Origin of the sequence: Agromyces tardus (genome assembly GCF_003710805.1) — a bacterium.
In the GTDB taxonomy this organism is placed as follows: Bacteria; Actinomycetota; Actinomycetes; order Actinomycetales; family Microbacteriaceae; genus Agromyces; species Agromyces tardus.
In genome coordinates, this window is the sequence record NZ_RHHB01000004.1 from 89,783 (window position 1) to 108,401 (window position 18,619).

The 18,619-nt window shown below is 72.8% G+C and carries 21 protein-coding genes; 11 read left to right on the forward strand and 10 right to left on the reverse strand.

Annotation, left to right across the window (positions count from 1 at the left end; genetic code table 11):
• Positions 1 to 171 precede the first annotated feature (171 nt).
• Entirely contained in the window at positions 172 to 864 is a 693-nt protein-coding gene (locus EDM22_RS04460; protein ID WP_122935859.1) for a hypothetical protein, read from the forward strand.
• A gap of 48 nt (positions 865 to 912) precedes the next feature.
• Here EDM22_RS04460 and EDM22_RS04465 read toward each other — a convergent pair whose 3' ends face one another.
• The 3 genes from EDM22_RS04465 to EDM22_RS04475 all read right to left on the reverse strand — a co-directional run bounded on the left by EDM22_RS04465 (position 913) and on the right by EDM22_RS04475 (position 4,048).
• Positions 913 to 1,566, reverse strand: a complete 654-nt coding sequence (locus EDM22_RS04465; RefSeq protein WP_122935860.1) for an SDR family NAD(P)-dependent oxidoreductase — start codon at positions 1,564 to 1,566, stop codon at positions 913 to 915.
• A 115-nt stretch (positions 1,567 to 1,681) separates the two neighbouring features.
• The gene (locus EDM22_RS04470; protein ID WP_122935861.1) at positions 1,682 to 3,142 is read right to left on the reverse strand and encodes a DUF6421 family protein; all 1,461 of its coding nucleotides are present in this window, start codon (positions 3,140 to 3,142) and stop codon (positions 1,682 to 1,684) included.
• 231 nt (positions 3,143 to 3,373) lie between these two features.
• Positions 3,374 to 4,048 carry a DUF998 domain-containing protein gene (locus EDM22_RS04475; protein WP_122935862.1) on the reverse strand — a complete coding sequence of 225 codons (675 nt, stop codon included), beginning with the start codon at positions 4,046 to 4,048 and terminating at the stop codon, positions 3,374 to 3,376.
• 174 nt (positions 4,049 to 4,222) lie between these two features.
• On the opposite strand from EDM22_RS04475, the gene EDM22_RS19445 reads away from it, so the two are divergent.
• From EDM22_RS19445 to EDM22_RS04515, 8 genes are all read left to right on the forward strand, one after another.
• On the forward strand, positions 4,223 to 4,579 hold the full coding sequence (locus EDM22_RS19445; RefSeq protein ID WP_281274053.1) for a YciI family protein: 357 nt from the start codon (positions 4,223 to 4,225) through the stop codon (positions 4,577 to 4,579).
• Between the two features lie 55 nt (positions 4,580 to 4,634).
• A complete protein-coding gene (locus EDM22_RS04485; protein ID WP_281274054.1) occupies positions 4,635 to 5,900 on the forward strand; it encodes an RNA polymerase sigma factor in 1,266 nt (421 codons plus the stop codon).
• Between the two features lie 382 nt (positions 5,901 to 6,282).
• Positions 6,283 to 6,591 carry a hypothetical protein gene (locus tag EDM22_RS04490; RefSeq protein ID WP_122935864.1) on the forward strand — a complete coding sequence of 103 codons (309 nt, stop codon included), beginning with the start codon at positions 6,283 to 6,285 and terminating at the stop codon, positions 6,589 to 6,591.
• A 285-nt stretch (positions 6,592 to 6,876) separates the two neighbouring features.
• On the forward strand, positions 6,877 to 7,248 hold the full coding sequence (locus tag EDM22_RS04495) for a hypothetical protein (RefSeq protein ID WP_138708026.1): 372 nt from the start codon (positions 6,877 to 6,879) through the stop codon (positions 7,246 to 7,248).
• 275 nt (positions 7,249 to 7,523) lie between these two features.
• Positions 7,524 to 8,084 carry a hypothetical protein gene (locus EDM22_RS04500; protein WP_138708027.1) on the forward strand — a complete coding sequence of 187 codons (561 nt, stop codon included), beginning with the start codon at positions 7,524 to 7,526 and terminating at the stop codon, positions 8,082 to 8,084.
• Positions 8,085 to 8,245: 161 nt separating this feature from the next.
• The gene (locus EDM22_RS04505) at positions 8,246 to 8,707 is read left to right on the forward strand and encodes an LpqB family beta-propeller domain-containing protein (RefSeq protein ID WP_122935867.1); all 462 of its coding nucleotides are present in this window, start codon (positions 8,246 to 8,248) and stop codon (positions 8,705 to 8,707) included.
• Positions 8,707 to 10,338 (forward strand): DUF5671 domain-containing protein, encoded by a 1,632-nt coding sequence (locus tag EDM22_RS04510; protein WP_122935868.1) that lies wholly within the window; start codon positions 8,707 to 8,709, stop codon positions 10,336 to 10,338. Before EDM22_RS04505 ends, EDM22_RS04510 begins: the two co-directional genes overlap by 1 nt.
• Positions 10,339 to 10,411: 73 nt before the next feature.
• Positions 10,412 to 10,765, forward strand: a complete 354-nt coding sequence (locus tag EDM22_RS04515; RefSeq protein ID WP_122935869.1) for an iron chaperone — start codon at positions 10,412 to 10,414, stop codon at positions 10,763 to 10,765.
• Positions 10,766 to 10,811: 46 nt separating this feature from the next.
• Here the strand turns inward: EDM22_RS04515 and EDM22_RS04520 are convergent, their stop codons facing one another.
• Complete coding sequence (locus EDM22_RS04520) at positions 10,812 to 11,291, reverse strand: GNAT family N-acetyltransferase (protein ID WP_122935870.1); 480 nt, start codon at positions 11,289 to 11,291, stop codon at positions 10,812 to 10,814.
• A 100-nt stretch (positions 11,292 to 11,391) separates the two neighbouring features.
• On the opposite strand from EDM22_RS04520, the gene EDM22_RS04525 reads away from it, so the two are divergent.
• Both EDM22_RS04525 and EDM22_RS04530 read left to right on the forward strand, forming a co-directional pair.
• Positions 11,392 to 12,228 (forward strand): SDR family oxidoreductase, encoded by an 837-nt coding sequence (locus EDM22_RS04525; protein ID WP_122935871.1) that lies wholly within the window; start codon positions 11,392 to 11,394, stop codon positions 12,226 to 12,228.
• 105 nt (positions 12,229 to 12,333) lie between these two features.
• Positions 12,334 to 13,140, forward strand: coding sequence for a hypothetical protein (locus EDM22_RS04530; protein WP_122935872.1), 807 nt, complete (start codon positions 12,334 to 12,336; stop codon positions 13,138 to 13,140).
• 33 nt (positions 13,141 to 13,173) lie between these two features.
• Here EDM22_RS04530 and EDM22_RS04535 read toward each other — a convergent pair whose 3' ends face one another.
• The 6 genes from EDM22_RS04535 to EDM22_RS04560 form a co-directional block, all read right to left on the reverse strand.
• Complete coding sequence (locus EDM22_RS04535) at positions 13,174 to 13,620, reverse strand: hypothetical protein (RefSeq protein WP_122935873.1); 447 nt, start codon at positions 13,618 to 13,620, stop codon at positions 13,174 to 13,176.
• Positions 13,617 to 14,954, reverse strand: a complete 1,338-nt coding sequence (locus EDM22_RS04540) for a serine/threonine-protein kinase (protein ID WP_122935874.1) — start codon at positions 14,952 to 14,954, stop codon at positions 13,617 to 13,619. The genes EDM22_RS04535 and EDM22_RS04540 overlap by 4 nt, the downstream gene beginning before the upstream one ends.
• Before the next feature lie 46 nt (positions 14,955 to 15,000).
• Positions 15,001 to 15,840: an exodeoxyribonuclease III gene (locus EDM22_RS04545; protein ID WP_122935875.1), complete on the reverse strand. Its 840-nt coding sequence runs from the start codon at positions 15,838 to 15,840 to the stop codon at positions 15,001 to 15,003.
• An 85-nt stretch (positions 15,841 to 15,925) separates the two neighbouring features.
• Complete coding sequence (locus tag EDM22_RS04550; protein ID WP_138708028.1) at positions 15,926 to 17,458, reverse strand: cell wall-binding repeat-containing protein; 1,533 nt, start codon at positions 17,456 to 17,458, stop codon at positions 15,926 to 15,928.
• 116 nt (positions 17,459 to 17,574) lie between these two features.
• Entirely contained in the window at positions 17,575 to 18,108 is a 534-nt protein-coding gene (locus EDM22_RS04555; protein WP_122935877.1) for a DUF6328 family protein, read from the reverse strand.
• A 54-nt stretch (positions 18,109 to 18,162) separates the two neighbouring features.
• Complete coding sequence (locus EDM22_RS04560) at positions 18,163 to 18,591, reverse strand: DUF6264 family protein (protein ID WP_342768499.1); 429 nt, start codon at positions 18,589 to 18,591, stop codon at positions 18,163 to 18,165.
• Positions 18,592 to 18,619 lie beyond the last annotated feature (28 nt).

Sequence of the window (18,619 nt, forward strand, 5' to 3'; positions counted from 1 at the left end):
TCAGGGCCACCACTGACGACCGCCCACCGCGAGCCCCGCAGAATGGGGGACGCGCCGCCGCGCGCCGCCGGGCGATGGAACATGAGGATTTCCCTGTTCGGGGGGCAGCGTTGCGGCTAGCATGTCCGCACACGACGATCACGACGGCGCGGCGGACGACTGGGGGTTCGGATGCGGAAGGTGCTCTGGCTGGCAGCCGGCGTCACCGTGGTCTCCGCGGCCGCCTTCTTCATGGGCGCCGCCGCCGCGATGACGGGAGCACCGGTCTTCTACGACGCGCGGTACCCCCAGGAGGCCTCGCCCGCGGTCGACGGCTACGAGGCGAGCGCCGCCGAGTCGACGCCCGCCCCGCCCGGCGCCGTCGCCGAGCGCGAGGGCGACGTGCCCGCCGGGGCCGACGGCGGCGACGCAGCGCCCGCGCCGCAGGAGACGCCCGTCGCGCAGGCTCCGGATGCCGAGCAGCCCGACGGTCGTGCCACCGCCCCGACGCCGACGGACGAGCCGCCGCAGGCGCCCCGCCGCGGCACCCCCTCGGGCGAGTTCGGCGTGCCGGGCGGCCCGGCACCCGACGATGCTCCCGGCGGGCCGCCCACGCCCGAGGACCAGCACGCGTGGCTCGCCTTCCAGCAGATCGTGCGCGAGTGCATGTCCGCCCAGGGCCAGGAGTACCTCTACTGGGAGTGGTGGAACTACCAGGGCGACGGCTCGAACCGCTACCCGGCCATGCCGGCCGACCTCACCCACCGCGAGGCGGCGGCATGGGAGCTCGCCCTCAACGGCACCTCCCGGGGCGGTGACCAGTACCGCTGGGAGAGGGCCGGCTGCTGGGGCTTCGCGGGCCACCGCATCGGCGCGGTGGGCTGACCCGCCGCGATCCACGCGACTCGTCGCCGCGGTCGGGCCGGAGCGCGCTCAGGCGGTGAGCTCGGTGACCGATCCGTTCAGCTCCGCGGCATCCGCTCGCCACAGGTCGACGACGGATGCCGCGAGCCGCTCCTCCAGGCCCGCGAGCGACTGCACGCGGAACGTGACCGCCGCCGCCGGCGACCCGGACTTCGCGAACCCCTGCGCGACCGACCGCATCCACGACTCGCTCGCGGCCTTGACCGCCGTGTAGTTCGCGCCGCCCGCGGTGGGACGCTCGACGGTGGTCGACGAGACGATCGCGATGCGACCCGCGGGCGACGCCACGAGGTCGTCGTAGAACGCCCGGCTCACGTACCGCAGCGCCGTGAACGAGCGTTCGAGCACCCGGTAGTCCTCCTCGGTCTGCCCGGCGAGGCCCCCGCCGCCGCGCCAGCCGCCGACGAGGTGGATGACGCCGTCGACGTCGCCCACGCGGGCGTGCACCCGCATGGCGAGCTCGAGCACGTCGTCGCCGTCCGTCAGGTCGGCGCGCTCGCCGACCAGTTCGGGCAGCTCCGCCTCAAGTGCGTCGAGGCGCTCCTGGTCGCTGCCGACGGCCACGACGCGAGCGCCCGCGTCGAGCAGGGCGCGTGCCACGGCCCGGCCCGAGGCGCTCGTCGCGCCGGCGATGAGCACGGTGCGATTCGCGAGATCGGTCATGTCCTGCTCCTCTTCGAGATTCGGCTGTCGAACCAGTCGGTCGAGCAGCGAAGCGTATCGAGACCACGCTACGGGCCCCGATACGCTCCGTCGTCGCTGCTCGACCGACGGGCCGTCAGGCGTCGGCCGCAGTGATGCCGACCGTCGACTCGATGACCGGCTTCATCTTCTTGTCGAGGGCCTCGTAGAACATCGACAGCGGGAACTCGTCGTCCATCACGAGGTCGGTGTAGCCCTTGGGCGGGCCGGCCAGCACCTCGCGGGGGAGGCCCTGGGCCCACACCGACGCGGGGTTCGGCGTGAGCACGCTGCGCACGAGGTCGTACGCGGCGAGCCAGTGCACCGTCTTCGGGCGGTCGATCGACTTCCAGTAGAGCTCGTCGATCGCGTCGCCGAGCTCGACGACCGCGTCGGGCACGGCGGCCCAGTCGAAGCTCAGCTGCACGTCGGTCCACTCGAGCACGTGCTTCTGGTGGAGCCACGCGAACAGCAGCTGGCCGCCGAGCCCGTCGTAGTTGCGCACGCGCGAGCCCGTGATCGCGAAGCGGAAGATGCGGTCGAAGATCACCGCGTACTGCACCAGGGTGGCGTGGTGCAGCGTCTCGGCGTTCACGTCGCTGAGCGTCTCACCGGCGGCGACGCGTGCCCGCAGCGCTCGGGTGATCTTCACCGACTCGCGGAACGCGGTGAGGTCGCACCGCAGCTCCTCGAGCGAGTAGAGGAAGAACGGCATGCGCTGCTTGATCATGAAGGGGTCGAACGGCAGGTCGCCGCGCATGTGGGTGCGGTCGTGGATGATGTCCCACATCACGAAGGTGCGCTCGGCGAGGTCCTGGTCGTCGAGCAGCGCGGCCGCGTCATCCGGCAGCTCGAGCTTCGTGATCTCGGATGCCGCGCGCACGACCCGGCGGTAGCGTGCCGCCTCGCGGTCCTGGAAGATCGCGCCCCACGTGAACGGCGGGATCTCGCGCATCGCGACCGTCTCGGGGAAGAGCACCGCCGAGTTGGTGTCGTAGCCCGGCGTGAAGTCGACGAGCCGCAGGCTCACGAACAGCTTGTTCGAGTACTCGCCGGCCTCGAGGTGGGCGATGAACTCGGGCCAGATCGTCTCGACGACGAGCGCCTCGACGTGCCGGTCCTGCGAGCCGTTCTGCGTCACCATCGGGAACACCACGAGGTGGCGCACGCCGTCGACGCGCTGCTGCTGCGGCTGGAACTCCACGAGCGAGTCGAGGAAGTCGGGCACGCCGAAGCCCTCGGCCTGCCAGCGGCGGAAGTCGACGACGGATGCCGCGAGGTACGCGGCCTCGTGCGGGAACCGCGGCGCGAGCGCCTCGATCGACTCGACGATCGCGTCGACGAGGGCGGATGCCTCGGGCCGGTCGCCGTCGTCGGGGACCGAACCGTCCTTCACCTGCAGGGACTGGAGCCGCGTCGCGGAGTCCTTGAGCCGGAGCCACGCCGGGTCGGTCTCGACGCCGTGCGCGAGCGCGATCTGCTCGGCCGTCACGAGACGGGTCTCGTCCTCGAGAACCTCGGGTTCGCCAACGATTGCAGTCAAGGTGTTCTGTGACATCGGAACCTCCGTTCTCGGATCTCGGGGCCAGAGCGGCGCGTGTGCACGCCGGGATTCAGCGCGCCATCCAAGGCTACGTGGCGGACCTCCGCGATTGATTGCGGGCCGACGCGGGATTCGTGCGTGAACGCAAGATTCCGTGGTGGTCTTCGCCACGCCACGCATCGCCGTGCCGGGGGCTCCTCGGGCGGCGCATTCGCACCGAGGAGCCGCCCTGCTGCGCCGCGCCGCTCAGGCGCGCCGCAGCAGGCGCACCCCGAGCCAGCTCAGCCATGCGAACGCGAGGGCGATGCCGAGGAAGAGCCGCACGCTCGTGCCCGGCCCGACGGGAGCGGTGAGCACGAGGCATCCGATCGCCGCTGCGACCGACCACGCTGCGGCCCCGCGGCGTCCCTCGCGAGCGAAGCGGCGGGCGAACACGATGCACGCGGCGATGAGCGCGAGGAAGGCGAGCGGCGGGGCGATGGCGTGGATCATGCCGTGCACGGTGAGCGTCTCGGGGATCCCGGCGGGCGCGCCGGCCGGGAAGCCCATCCCGGGGTCGGCGCTGAACAGGCCGCCGATCACGAGGCCGAGGCCGAACACCGCGAGCAGCCACGGCCCTGCGATGTGCGCGGCGCCGCTGCGCAGTGTTCGGCCGACGCCGACGGCGAAGCCCAGGCTGAGCACGCCGGCGAGCAGGAAGTTCGCGGTCTGCACCCAGCCTCCCTCGCCGACGGCGAGGAGGCTCAGCGGATGCCGCGTCAGGTCGAAGCCCTCGCGCGTGAGCGCCTGCACGGCCACGGTCACGACGAAGACCGGTCCGGCGATGATGCCGCCGGTGAGCAGGTTGCGCGTGAGCGTGTCGGGACGGGCGGTGGCGCCCGTCTCGGGTGCGGTGGAACGGGGAGAGGTGGAGGTGTCCATGACGTGTCCTTTCGCGTGTGCTGGAACGGTCCTTCACCAGAGCGACGTCGTCCGACGCCGATTCTCGACATCCGCTCGAGGAATTTCGCGTGCGGATGTCGAGAACCGACCGTTGCCGCCGTCGCTATGGTGAGGGCACACCACTGGGGCGTGCCGGAACCGAAGGAGGACCCGATGCGATTTCTGTGCATGGTGAGGATGGACGAGGCCCAGGCGGCCGAGGCGCCGCCCGCCATCTACCAGGCGATGGGTGCGTACGAGCAGGAGGGCCGCGCGAACGGCACGCTCGTCGAGAGCCAGGGGCTGCTGCCGAGCGCCGCCGGCGCGATCGTGACCGTGGCAGACGGGCGCGCGAAGGCGATCGACGGGCCGTTCGCCGAGGCGAAGGAGCTCGTTGGCGGCTACGCAGTGGTCGACGTGCACTCCCGCGCGGAGGCGGTCGAACTGGGGCGCCGCCTCGTGCAGCTGCACCTCGACAACTGGCCGACCTGGAACGGCACCGTGGAGATCCGCCAGATCGCGGAGTTCTGAACGACGCGCCGCTCGCCCTTGCCGTGATCGCGGCGCGTGTGGTCTGATCGCACCCGTGGGTGACGTGACCACGCGCGCCGCGATCGAGGCGGTGTGGCGACTCGAGTCCACGAGGCTCATCGCGGCGCTCGTGCGGATGCTGCGGGACGTCGCGCTCGCCGAGGACGTCGCCCAGGACGCGGTCGTGGCGGCGCTCGCGACCTGGCCCGCCGACGGGATCCCCGACAACCCCGGCGCCTGGCTCATGACGACCGCGAAGCGGCGGGCGATCGACGTGTTCCGCGCACGCGCCCGGCACGACCGGGCGGCGGAGCTGCTCGCGAACGAGCTCGCCGAGGCGGTCGACGACGACCCCGGTGCGGGCATCGACCACGTCGAGGATGACGTGCTGCGGCTCATGTTCATCTGCTGCCACCCGGCGCTGAGCGCCGAGGCGCAGACGACGCTCACGCTCAAGCTCGTCGCCGGCCTCTCGACGCGTGAGATCGCGCGCGCCTACCTCGCTTCCGAGGCGACGGTCGCGCAGCGCGTGTCGCGGGCCAAGCGCACCCTCGCCGAGGCGAACGCCGCGATCGAGGAGCCGAGCGGCGCCGAACGCGCGGAACGGCTGGCGGCGGTGCTCGGCGTCGTCTACCTGCTCTTCAACGAGGGCTACTCGGCGACCGAGGGGGCCGACTGGATGCGTCCGCCGCTCTGCGACGAGGCCCTGCGTCTCGGGCGCATCCTCGCGGCGATCGTGCCCGGCGATGCCGAGGTGCTCGGGCTGACGGCGCTCATGGAGCTGCAGTCCTCGCGCCTCCGCGCCCGCGTCGGCGCCGACGGGACCCCGGTGCTGCTCGACGACCAGGATCGAAGCCGGTGGGATGCCGCGCGCATCCGCCGCGGGCTCGACGCGCTCGCCGAAGCCGAGGCGGTCGCGGGCGACGAGCCCGGCCAGTACCTGCTGCAGGCCGAGCTCGCCGCGTGCCACGCCCGCGCCGCGGCATCCGCCGACACCGACTGGATGCGCATCGCCGCGCTCTACGAGCAGCTCGTGCGCCGCACCGGCTCGCCCGTCGCGGAGCTCAACCGCGCCGTGGCGCTGGGCCGCGCCTACGGACCGGAGGCGGGGCTCGCGCTCGCCGATCAGCTCGTCGACCATCCGGCACTCACCGGCTACCACCTCGTGCCGAGCGTGCGCGGCGACCTGCTCGAGCGCCTGGGGCGGCACGCCGAGGCGGCGGCGGAGTTCACCCGTGCCGCCGCGATGACCGAGAACGCACGCGAGCGCGAGCTGCTCGAGGCGCGCGCCGTCGCGGCGCGGGCGGCGTCGGTCGAGTAGGCCGCAGGCCGTATCGAGACCCGGCGGTGGCGTCGGTCGAGTGGCCGCAGGCCGTATCGAGACCCGGTGGCGGCGTCGGTCGAGTGGCCGCAGGCCGTATCGAGACCCGGCGGTGGGTCTCGATACGGGCTTCGCCCTACTCGACCGGCGGTGGGTCTCGATACGGGCTTCGCCCTACTCGACCGGCGGTGGTCTCGATACGGGCTTCGCCCTACTCGACCGGCGGTGGTCTCGATACGGGCGTCGCCCTACTCGACCGGCGACGTCGAGCGGTGAGGAAAACTCAGTGTCAGCCCCCGGGCCGACGAGTGGCACCACCGATGCCGCGGCGGCCTCCCCGTCCTAGCTTCAGGCCATCCCCATCGAGGAAAGGAACGGAGCCATGAACCACAAGACGGCGACGCCGGTGATCCTCACCGTGTCGCTCATGCTGCTGCTCGGCGGCACCATCGGGGCAGCGGCCCAGGATCGCGGCGTTCGCGACAACCTGAGCCCCGTCGCGAATGCGGCGATCGTGGGACTCGCTCGAGGTTCGGTCATGTGGCGCGACAGCTTCGCCGGCGTGCGCGACGACCTCTCGCCGCTGCGTGCCACGACGCCCGTGCTCGTGCCGACGGAGACGCCGACCACGACGCCCACGGCGACGCCGGACATCGTCGACGACCTGTCCCCGCTGCGAGGTGGTCGCTAGATGGCGGCCGCGGAGCACCCGATCCGAGCGCGGACGCGGTGGGGCCCACCAGGCCTCCCGCGTCCGATCTCTGTGTCCGCGTCGCTCGCTGTGCGCGTCTCGCCGTCCGCGCACACCGACCCCGGACCGCTGGATCCACCGGGCGCGCCGATCGGAGGGGCGATCGACTCAGCAGCCCTGAGGAACGCTCAGGAAAACCGGGTGTCGGGGCGGGTGGCACCCCGGATTCCGCGGCCGCGCCCCGGTCGTAGCTTCGGGGCATCCACTCAGGAAAGGAATGGAGCCATGAACACAAGGACGACAGCACCCGTGATCGGCATCGTGTCGCTCGTGATGGTGCTCACGGGGGTCACCGGAGCGTCAGCGCGGCCCGAGCAGGTCGTGATCGACACCGGCCCGACCGCGGCGGAGGTGCAGGGGGCGCGACTGTCGCAGTACGCAGCCGCCTATGCCGCCGCCACGGGGGACGTCTCGTTCGCGCGCACGGAGGCGATCCGTTCGGTCAAGCAGGCGGAAGCGGGCGCTGCCGTGCGACTCTCCCCCAGCGAGGCCCAGGGCGTGCGACTGCAGCAGTACGCCGAGGCACGGTCGCACGCATCCGAACGCTCGGGCGGCACCATCGACGACGACCTCTCGCCCATGCGGGGCGGCCGCTGAACGATGGAGGGGAATTCGCGATCCGGTGAACGGGCGCGGTGGCATCGGCCACCGCGCCCGTTCACGTTGCCGGGCCGCACCAGGCACGACGACGCTCAGCACCTCCACTGAGACCGTCCCTCCGGACGGACCGGTGCAGGCGTGGGGGGTCCTCCGAGCCAGCACCCGCTGCGAGTTCGGTGGTGGCACCTCGCGATCACGGGGCTGGTCCGGATTCCGCGCAACCTGAGGATTCCTACGCTTCGACACATCACAGCTCTCGGAGGGAGAGGATCATGAACACCAAACGAATCGCCCCGGTGGTCGGGGTGGCGGCGCTGCTGCTCGTGCTGAGCGGATGCGCCGGAGTCGACGGACGCTTCGCCGACACGGCGCATGCCGACGCGAGCCAGGCCCGCGTCGAGCTGCGGCTCAGCCAGCAGCGTGCGGCCGCCGCGGCCGAGGTCGCGGAGCTCGTGCGCGGCGTCAAGGCCGCCGAGTCGCGAACATCCGCATCCACCACGCGCGGCACCGTCGACATGACGGCGCAGGAGCGGATCCGTGTCGCCAAGCAGGCCGAGTCCCGCGCATCGGGGAACCTGACACGGGCCCAGGTGCTGCAGGAGGCTGCCGTGCGCGAGTCGTTGGCGTCGCGCATGCCGGGCGATCGGATGCGTTCGATCACGCTCCAGGAGGAAGCCGTGCGCGAGTCGCTGGAGTCCCGCGCATCGGGCGACGTCATGCGCGCCCAGACGCTCGAGCAGGAGGCCGTGCGCGAGTCGCTGGCGGCTCGCTCCGGCGACGTGAGCGTGCAGGAGCTCGTCCGCTCGGTCAAGCAGGCCGAGTCCGAGCAGTGACGGCACGGGCCGCCCACCCCGAGGGGCGCTCGCCGAAGCGGTGGAACCGCCGGCGCAGCGCCCCTCTCGTGTCCCCGACGACGCCGGCGCGCCGCGGCGCGACACGCGGCATGACCTTCGCCCCATGGCCCTGCGGCGCGCAGCACGCCATGATGAGCGACATGGACGCACCGGCCGCGAGACCCGACCGAACCCTCATCGTGATCCTCGGCGTGATCGCGGTCCTCGTGATCGTGGCGCTCGTCGTCGTGTTCACGCGCGGCGAACCGGCGCAGCTCGACGAGACGACACCCGAGGGCGTCGTGCAGCGATACTCGGCGGCGGTGATCGACGGCGACGAGGCCGCGGCCGAGGAGTACCTGGTGCCCGAGCTCGCCGACTCCTGCCGTCGCATCGAGACGGGCCCCGTGGACGGCATGCGGGTCACGCTCGTCTCGACGACCGAGCGGGCCGACACCGCCGACGTCGAGGTGCTCATCGTCACGTCCTACGACGGGGGGATGTTCGGATCGTCGGAGTACGAGGAGCAGGGCGTGTTCGATCTCGTCGCGGCGGATGGCGGATGGCTCATCGAGTCCGCCCCGTGGCCCCTCACCGTCTGCGACCCGGGCACGGTGAAGTGATGAGCGCCACCATCGCCCCGGTGACCGGCGGCGCGCAGCGCACCGTGCGGCGCATCATCGTCTACACGATCCTCTTCGCCCTGGTCACGATCGCCGCCATCGGCATCGCCGGGCTGCTGGAGCGACTGCTCGACGTCGGCGCGCCGCTCGCGTTCGGCGGGACGACCGACCTCGCGCTGTCGCTCGCGTTCGCACTCATCGGCGGCCCGCTCGCGGCGGTGCTCTGGTGGGTCGTCTGGCGTCGCCTCGCCGACGAGTCCGAGCGGTCGTCGCTCGCGTGGGGGCTCTACCTGACGGCGATGTACACGGTCTCGCTGATCGTGTCGACCGCGGCGCTCGTGGGAACGGCGTCCTCGCTCATCAGGGGGCTGTGGCTGCCCGGCGACTTCGCGACCGGGGTCGTCTGGGCCCTCGTCTGGGTCTGGCACCGCTGGATGTGGCGCCATCGGGTCAAGCGTCCGACGCGGCTCGCGACCGTGCCCGCCGTGGCCGGCTCGGTGTATGGACTCGTCGTGGCCGTCGGCGGCGCGATCGACGCACTCGGCGGCCTGCTCGACACGGCCATCCTCGGCGCGTCCCAGCAGTCGATCGCGGGCAGCCCGTGGTGGGTCGCGCCGCTCGGGTCGCTCATCTGGGTCGTGGTCGGCGGGGCGATCTGGTGGTGGCACTGGTTCCGCGATGGCGCGGTGCACCTCACCACCGGCCTCGCCGCGGTGGCGCTCGTGGGCGTGGGCGTCCTGGGCGCCGGTGCCGTCATGCTCGGCGGACTGGGCACGGCCATCTTCGTCGCATTGCGGCTCGCCTTCGACCCGGGCGACTCCGCGACGCAGGTGCTCGGCCCGCTGGGCACGGCGCTCGCCGCGGCATCCGTCGGCGCGCTCGTCTGGGCCTACCATCGCCGTGTCGCCGCCCGGCGATCCGACGACACGCGCCGGGCGAGCGGGCTCGTCATGTCGGCCCTCGGCCTCGCGGCGGCCGCAACGGGCATCGGCGTCATCCTGAACGCGGCGCTCGCGGCGCTCGTCAGCCCGCTCGCGGCATCCGACACCCGCACCGTGCTCCTCGGCGGCATCAGCGCGCTCGTCGTGGGCGGACCGGTGTGGTGGCTCAGCTGGAAGCCCACGCGGCGTGTCGAGTCGACGGAGATCGGGTACACCGGCCGCCGGGTCTACCTCATCGCCGTGTTCGGCGTGAGCGCGATCGTGGCCCTCATCGCCTTGCTCGTGGTGGGCTACCGGCTGTTCGAGTTCTTCCTCGAGCCCGCGACGGGCGCGAGCCTCGTCGACCGCATCCGCGCGCCGTTCGGGCTCCTCGTCGCCACCGCGCTCGTGTTCGGCTACCACTTCGCGGTCTGGCGGCACGATCGGTCGGTGATCGCCGCCGAGGGCCTGACCCCTGCGCGACGCATCGGGCGCGTCATCCTCGTCACGGCCGGCGACGGCGAGGCACTCGGGAAGGCCGTCGAGGCGGCCACGCGGGCATCCGTGACCGTCTGGCGGAGCGCGGCCGAGCCGGATGGCGGTCCGGATGCCGCGGCGCTCGCGGCGGCGCTCGAGGGCGTCACCGCGCGGCGCGTGCTCGTGCTCGCCGGCCCCGGGGATCGGATCGAGGTCGTGCCGCTGGCCCAGTGAACGGCCGGCGCACTGAGTGGCCGGCGCGCTGAGTGACTGGCGCACCCGGCCGCGCGCTCCTACACTGGCGCGCATGGCGGCCGAGACCGTGGACGAGTACGTCGCGTCGTTCCCACCCGACGTGCGGGGCGTACTCGAGCGCGTGCGGGCTGCGATCCGCGCGGGCGTGCCCGACGCCGAGGAGAAGGTGCGCTACGGCATCGCGGCGTTCATGCTCGGCGGGCGGTACGCCATCCACTTCGCCGGCTGGAAGCGGCACGTGGGCCTGTATCCGGTGGGCCCGCTCGACGGCGCGCTCGAGGCCGAGATCGCGCCCTATCGGGCCGAGAAGGACTCGGTGCACTTCCGCTACGCGGACCCCATCCCCTACGACCTCATCACGCGGGTCAGCGCGGAGCTCGCGCGGCGGCGCCGCGTCGCGGACTGAGCCGGCGCCCAGGGCCGGCGCCAGGGGCGGCGCCCAGGGGCGGCGCTCAGAGCTCCTTCATCATGTGCAGCGCCGTGGTGCGATAGCCGAGCGCACGATAGAGGGCGATCGCGCCGTCGTTGTAGCCGAAGACGTTGAGACCGAGCGCGCTCGCGCCGTGGTCGCGGGCCACGCGCTCGCCCTGCTCGAGCGCCGCACGGGCGATGCCGCGGCGGCGGAAGTCGTCGTGCACCCGGATGTCCCAGACCCACCACTCCGAGCCCTCGCCCCACGGGCCGAGCCACAGCCAGCCGGCCTCCTCGCCGTCGGCGAGGACCGTGGAGAGGAGCTGCCCCTCGGCGAGGCGCCCGTCGGGGAAGAACCGCTCCTCGGACGCGGCGCGGCCCGCGGCCGCCGCCTCGGGGGTGTCGCCGGCCTCCTGGCGCGCCGCCTCGTAGAGGCCCATCGCCACGGGCAGCCAGGCGGCCACCTCGGCGTCGGTCTTCGGTACGAGCTCCACGTGCGGCGTCGGCGTCTCCTCGGGCATCCGACCATGCTGGCAGCATCCGGCGCTGCTGTCACGGATCGGCACGCCGCAGGCTGTCCGAGACGGCGGATGCCGAGTCCGGCGCTGCGAGAATGGACGCATGGCCAACACGGCGCGCGGAGCGCACATCCTCATCACCGGCGGCGCAGGCGGCATGGGACGCATGTACGCGGAGCGGGCGGTGGCCGAGGGCGCGGCATCCGTCGTGCTCTGGGACCGCGACGCGGGGGCGCTCGCCCGCACGGCCGACGAGCTGGGGGCCGCCTCGCGCGGCCGCACGCAGGTGCGCTCGTACGTCGTCGACGTGTCGGAGCTGGGCGCGATCGCGAAGACCGCGCACAAGGTGCGCCGCGACATCGGCGACCCCGACGTGCTCATCAACAACGCCGGCATCGTCCGCGGCAATCGCTACTTCTGGGAGACCGACTCGGGCGACGACACCCGCGCGACGATGCAGGTCAACGCGCTCGCGCCGATGTACGTGACCCGCGAGTTCCTGCCCGCCATGGTCGCCTCGGGCCGCCCCGCGCGCATCGTGAACATCGCGAGTGCGGCGGGCACGCTGGGCAACCCGCGCATGGCGGTCTACGCCGCGTCGAAGGCCGCGATGATCGGCTGGAGCGACTCGCTGCGCATCGAGCTCGAGCAGGCCGGGCACGACCACGTGCGTGTCACGACCGTCACGCCGAGCTACATCGCCACGGGCATGTTCGCGGGGGCCCGGGGCCCGGTGCTCGCGCCCGTGCTCGAGCCGGCCTACGTCATCGACAAGGTGTGGCGGGCGATGCTCGACGGTCGCGCCCTCGTGGAGCTCCCAGCGAGCGTGCGGCTCTCGCGGGTGCTGCGCGGCATCCTGCCCACTCGAACGTTCGACCGCCTCATCGGACACGGCCTCGGCATCTACCGCTCGATGGAGGAGTACACCGGGCGCGGATGACGCGCCGCGACGCTCCGGCGCCGCGATGCGCACGGGGTGGCGATCTCTGCGAGGGGCGTGACCCGCACGCGGTGGTCCCGGTAGCGTGAGCCCGGGAGGACCGCGATGCAGGACACGGGTTCCACGGTGGTGGGCGACGACGCGGATGCAGGTCGCCGGCTCCGCACGGTCGACGCGCTCGTCGGCATCGCGTACGCCGTGCAGGCGGTCATCGTGGGCGTCGTGGTGTCCACCGTCGGGGCGCGGGTGCTGCTGCCCGTCACGGCCACGTTCACAGCCGGCCCGACCGGTGCGTCGTCGGAGCAGCGCGTGCACGTCGACATCGCCGCCGTCGACCTCGGAGTCGCGGTGCTCGTGCTCCTCGCGGCGGGCGCGATCGTGCGCTTCGCCCTCCTCGTGCCGGCGCTCGCCGTGCGCCGCAGCGAGGCGACCGCCGTGGGGCGCAACACGGTGCGGTGGGCGGAGTGGTCGCAGGTCTCGGCCGTCACGGTCTTCCTCGTGGCCCAGCTGAACGGCATCACGGAGGTCACGTCGCTCGTGCCCGTCTACGCGATGACCGCGTCCGCGGTGCTGCTCCTGGCCCTGCAGGAACGGTCGGGCGGCGGCGCGGCCGGGCGTCGCCTCGCCGCGGTCGCGGCGGTCGTCGGCATCGTGCCGTGGGGCGTGATCGCGTTCGCCCAGATCGGCGCGACCGTCACGAGCGGCGCACCCGCGGTGACGGTGCGCATCATCACCCTCGCGATGCTCGCGATCGCCGTCGCCGTGTGGGCGTTCGTCTGGCGGGCGGGTCGACGGCCGGTGGCGGCATCCGGGGTGGCCGACGAGGTGACCTACCTGGGCGTGGCGCTGCTCGGCACCGGAACCTTCGCGTGGCTCGCGGTCGGCGGCATCGTGCTGCCGAGCGCGCTCTGACCGGACGCGGTCTCCGGAGGCCGGCACACGTCGTCAGCCGCCTCCCTTGTCCTTGCCCTTCCCGCCCTTGTCGTCCTTGTTGCCCTTGCCGTCGCTGTTGCCCGGGGCGTCGTCGGCCGGCTCCTCCGTCGGCGTCGGCTCGGCGGTGGGCGGCGGCGTCGCGGCGGCGATGGATGCCTCGAGGTCGGCGCGCACGAGGGCGATCGCCTCGCGGATCTGGTCGGCGCGAGCGGGGTCGACCGTGCCGGCCGCCACGGCGGCGTCGACCTCCGCGGCCAGGGCGTCGAGCTGGGCGAGCGCCCCGGCGTAGTCCTCGGCGACCGAATGCGTCGCGATCGTCGCGACCTGCGCGCGGAACGCCGCCGAGGTGTCGGCGCCGATCTCGGGGTCGGCGGCGCACGACGCGAGTCCGCCGATGAGGCCGAGCGCGACGGATGCCGCGACCAGCGTGCGCCGCAGCCGGTACGTCTTCGCGGTCAAGGCGTCACCGCCTCCTCCAGCTGTTCGAGGTGCGTGCCGAGCTCGCCCGGGACGCTCGGCAGCGGCGTCTCGCTCGGCGCGGGCTCGCCGGCCACGCTGCTCGCGATCGTCGGCACGATCATCACGACGAGGGCGAGGGCGAGCGCGACGAGGCCCGCGGGCAGCAGCCACCGCGGCATGCGTCGCCGGGCCGGCGCGCTCGGCCGGGTCGCGTCGGCACCAACGGGCGGTGCGGATGCCGCGACGCCCGGCAGGGCGGCCGGCGCTGTGAGCAGCCGGGTCGCCGCAGTCGGCTGCGCGGGCAGCACGCGAGTCGCGTCGACCACGTCGTCGTCGGCCCGAGTGGCGCCGGCCGTACCGTCGCCCGGGGCGCCGTCGCCCGTCGCGACGGGCATCGGCGCGGCGAGCAGGCGGGTGCCGTCGTCGGAGTCACCGACGGGGTCGCCGGAGAGGATCGACGTCGCGGCCGCCTCGCGCGCCTCGACCGCGAGCGTGTGGGCCGTCACGGCCACGTCGAGCGCGCTCGGGCGTCCCGCCGGGTCCCGTGCCGTCATGGCGGCGAGCAGGGCGCACCAGTGCGGCCCGAGCGACGCGGGGATCTCGGGGTCGCGCACGAGCCGGGCGCTCGCCGACTCGAGCGCGGGCCCGGGGAAGGACTGCTGCCCGGTGAGGGCCTCGATCATGACGAGGCCGAGCGCGTAGACGTCGGCCGCCGAACCGACGCGTTCCCCGCGCACCTGCTCGGGGCTGAGGTAGCCCGGCGTGCCGATGATGTGCCCCGTCGAGGTGAGGCGCGACTCGTCGAGCAGTCGCGCGATGCCGAAGTCGGCGAGCTTCGCGTTCCAGCGGCGGGTCGGCAGGTGCGCCGTCGAGAGCAGCACGTTGGCGGGCTTCACGTCGCGGTGCACGATGCCGCGGGAGTGGATCACGTGCAGCCCCTCGGCGAGCTCGGCGAGCACGTCGGCGGCGTCGGCGGACGGGATCGGTCCCGCCAGGAGCACCTCGCGGAGGTCGCGGCCGTCGACGAGCTCCATCACGAGGAACTCGCGGTCGGTGGCCTCGTCCTTCGCGGCGTCGTACAGGGTCACGAGCGCAGGGTGCGTGAGGCTTGCGAGCAGCGCGGTCTCGGAGCGGCGCCGGTCGGCGTCGTCGATGCCCTCGGCCGAGGCCCCGAACACCTTGACGGCGACGCGGCGGCCGAGCACGAGGTCGTCGGCGCGGTAGACGGCCGCCATCCCGCCGCGGCCGATCAGGCCGTCGATGCGGTAGCGACCGTCGAGGATCGCCCCGACGAACGTGTCTGCCACGGAGTCGCGGCCGGTTTCCGACGTCATCGGATCGAGGGTAACCGCATCCGGATGTGAGCGCCCCGGGTTGCGCTCAGCCGAAGATCATGGGCAGGTCGTCGTCGGACTCGCCCAGGTCGAGGTCGACGAGCACCGGCACGTGGTCGCTCGGCGCGACGCCCTTGCGCTCGTTGCGGTGGATCGACGCCGCGGTCACCGCCTCGGCGAACGCCGTGGAGCCGAGGATGAAGTCGATGCGCAGCCCCTCGTTGCGGGGGAACTTCAGCTGCTTGTAGTCCCAGTAGGTGTAGCCCTCGGGCACGCGCGGGCGCACGACGTCGGCGACGCCCGCGTCCTCGAGGGTGAAGAAGGCCTGTCGCTCGGGCGGTGACACGTGCGTGGTGACGCCCTCGACGACGGCGGGGTCGCCGTTGTCCTGGTCGAACGGCGCGATGTTGAAGTCGCCCATGAGCGCGAACGGCACCTCGGGGCGAGCGGATGTCTCGGCGCGCGTGTAGTCGGTGAGCGCCGCGAGCCAGTCGAGCTTGTAGGTGTAGTGCGGGTCGCCGAGCGCGCGGCCGTTGGGCACGTACAGGCTCCACACCCGCACTCCGTCGACCGTGGCGCCGATCGCCCGCGCCTCACGCGGGAGGTCTGGCCCCTCCTGGCCCTTCAGGAACCCGGGCATGCCGGGGAACTCCGTCTCGACATCGGTGATGGGGGAGCGGCTCGCGATCGCCACCCCGTTCCACTGGCTGAAGCCGTGGATCGCGAGCTCGTAGCCGGCCTCTTCGAACGCCTCCGCCGGGAACTGCTCGGGCTTGCACTTGATCTCCTGCATCGCGAGCACGTCCACGTCTTCCCGCACCATCCAGTCGACGACGCGGCCGGATCGGGCACGGATCGAGTTGACGTTCCAGGTGGCGATGCGCATGCGACCAGCCTATTCGGGAGGGCCGACGCGCGAACGCGAACGGGCGCGCACCGCAGGGGTGCGCGCCCGTTCGCCGGTCGACCGCTCAGCAGGTGCGGAACGGCTTTCCGCCCTCGTAGTACAGCTGCGACTGGTAGTACCCCAGCACATAGGCCTCGGCGACGACCAGGTCGGAGATCTGCTGCTGCACGCTGAGGCTCGTGCAGCTCGCGGGCGTCACGTACAGCGGCGCGCCGATGAGCCCGGCGAACGGCGCCCCCGCCAGGGCATCGGGGAAGTTCTCGCCGCTCGCGAAGAAGGCGTAGACCGCGGTGGCGCCGTCGTAGCCCCACGCGAGGTCCATGATCTTGAACGCCGTGTCATAGCGAGTCGCCCCGCCGACGCGCAGGACGTCGGCGACCAGCGGGAGCTTCGCGATGGACGACTCGATGCCGGTCGACACCGCGCCCGTCCCGCCCGCGATCGCAACGAGGTCCGCTCCGAGCGACGTGAGCAGATTGGCCGAAGCCGAATCGAGGGCGGAGCTGCTGCCCGGCACGATCAGCACGGGGATGTCGGCCGCGGACGCCGCCGCGCTGGCGGAGAGCGCGTCGGGGAAGTTCGCGCCCGATGCGACCCACAGCGCGCCGGTCGTGCCGAACTCGCCGGCGACGATCTTGCGCGAGGTGTCGTAGCGGTCGGCGCCCGCGTACCGTGCGAACTGCGGAGCAAGGGTGCGCAGCGTGGCCTCGACACCCGCCGAGACCGCGCCGGTGCCGCCTGCGACCACGATGCGCTCGGGGGCGAGTCGCGCGATCTCGTCCTTCACGACCTGCGGGATGGACGTGCCGGGCACGAGGAGCAGTGGACCGCCGCAATGCGCTGCGGCCGGTCCGGCGCTCAGGGCGTCGGGGAAGTTGAGGCCGTTGGCGACGAAGACGCACGGCACGCCGGCCGCGAAGCTCTGCGACACCGCGACGGCGGTCGCGTAGCGGTCGGCGCCGGCGATGCGACCCTTGAGGAGCGGCTCCAACTGCTCGTCGATTCCCGTGACGACCTCGCCGTCGGCGAGCGAGATGACCGTCGCCTGCTCGATGTACTGGGCGTCCTCGTAGAACTCCGCGATGAGCGGGCTGCCCGGGGCCTCGTCGAACACGACGACGACGTAGTCGCCCGCGGCCAGGTCGGGGATCGTGTACGCGCCGGTCACCGGGTCGCCGTAGGCGCTGGCGGCGACGACGTAGTCGCCCGCGGCGTCGTCCCAGACGAGTGCCGCGACCCACGCCGAGGTCAGCGGACTGCTGACTCCGGTGTACGCGAGTGCGGTGATCGTGCCGCTAATCGAGCCCGTGCCGGCGGCCAGGTCCGACTCGCCCACGGCGAACGATCGCGATGCGGTGGCCGCGCCGTCGGCGCCGTTCGCGGCGAGGTACGAGGCCGGCGAGCCCGCGGGCGCCTTCGCCAGCAGCCCGACGGGAACATCGGATGCCGAGGGATCGGGTTCGGTCGTCGACGCCGGCGGGATCAGGTCGGGCGTCGGGTCGGCGGCGTAGGCGGGGGCCATGCCGGTGCCGAGGAGGGCGAGGGTTGCGGCGAGCACTGCGGCACGTCGCAACCCCGCCATGGTGTGAGGGGCCATGGGGGTCCGTTTCGGGTCGATTCGCGGCCCGCACGTCGCAGACCGTCAGCACATCGTAGGACGACGCGCGCGCGAAACGGAGTATCGATTCCGTATCGGATCGCCCCGTGGCGTGCTCAGGCGCGGATGCGATCGGGGCGTCCCGCACGCCGCCCCAGTCGGGGCACCACCGCCCAGAACACGATGAGCACGGCGAGGGCGATGGCGAGGGCGCCCCAGCCGGTCTCCCGGTTCACGGTGATGTCGAAGATGAGGCTCGTCACCCCGGCGGCGAGCATCGAGACGACGACGAGCAGGGTGAGCAGCAGCCCGTTCGCCACGCGCACCACGCGGTCCTTGTGCTTCTGGCCGCTCAGCTGGCGGTGCAGGATGACCGGGGCGAGCGAGACGAGCGTCGCGAACGCCGCGAGCACGACGAGCACGAGGTAGAGGTTGCGCTCGTACGGCTCGAGCTCGGAGAACTTGGGCTGGAACGCGACCGAGAGCAGGAAGCCCGTGATGAGCTGCGAACCCGCCTGCACCGAGCGCAGCTCCTGCAGGATGTCGTTCCACTTGCGGTCGAGCCGCTCGCCGTAGGTCTCGTCGCGGACCTCGCGCGGGTCGCCCTCGTCTTCGGCTGCTGGGGATGCTGACGTCGGATCCGTGGCCATACGCGATGCTATCGCCGCGGCATCCGCCGGTTCACGCCCTTGCGCCGGAGCGGCTCAGGGTGCCATGGGCTGCACGCCCGTGCTCGTGACCCACGCGCCGAGGAACCACCCGCCGACCATGAGCCCGATGCCGACGAGCGGGATCCAGAACGCCAGGCGCCGCAGGACGAGCATCACGACGGCCGCCACGAGGGCGATCAGCCCGAGCGCCACCGGCAGCACGATCGCGAGGAGCATGCCCGTGGCGATGCGGTCGCTGTCGCAGACCGACGACGCGCCGCACGAGTCGCTCGCGAACGCGAGGAAGAAGGCGAGGAAGAACAGCACGAACCCGGCGCCGACCATCAGGAGCAGCAGCACGATCGTGAGCACGAGGTCCCACACGATCACCGGTCGCCTCACGCGTGCCTCATCCATGTCGTCTCCCCCGATCGCGTGCGCCGCCGCGCGTTCTGGCAGCGCGGCCGCGGATACTGCGAAGATACTCGGGGAACGGCGAGGGGACGGGTCA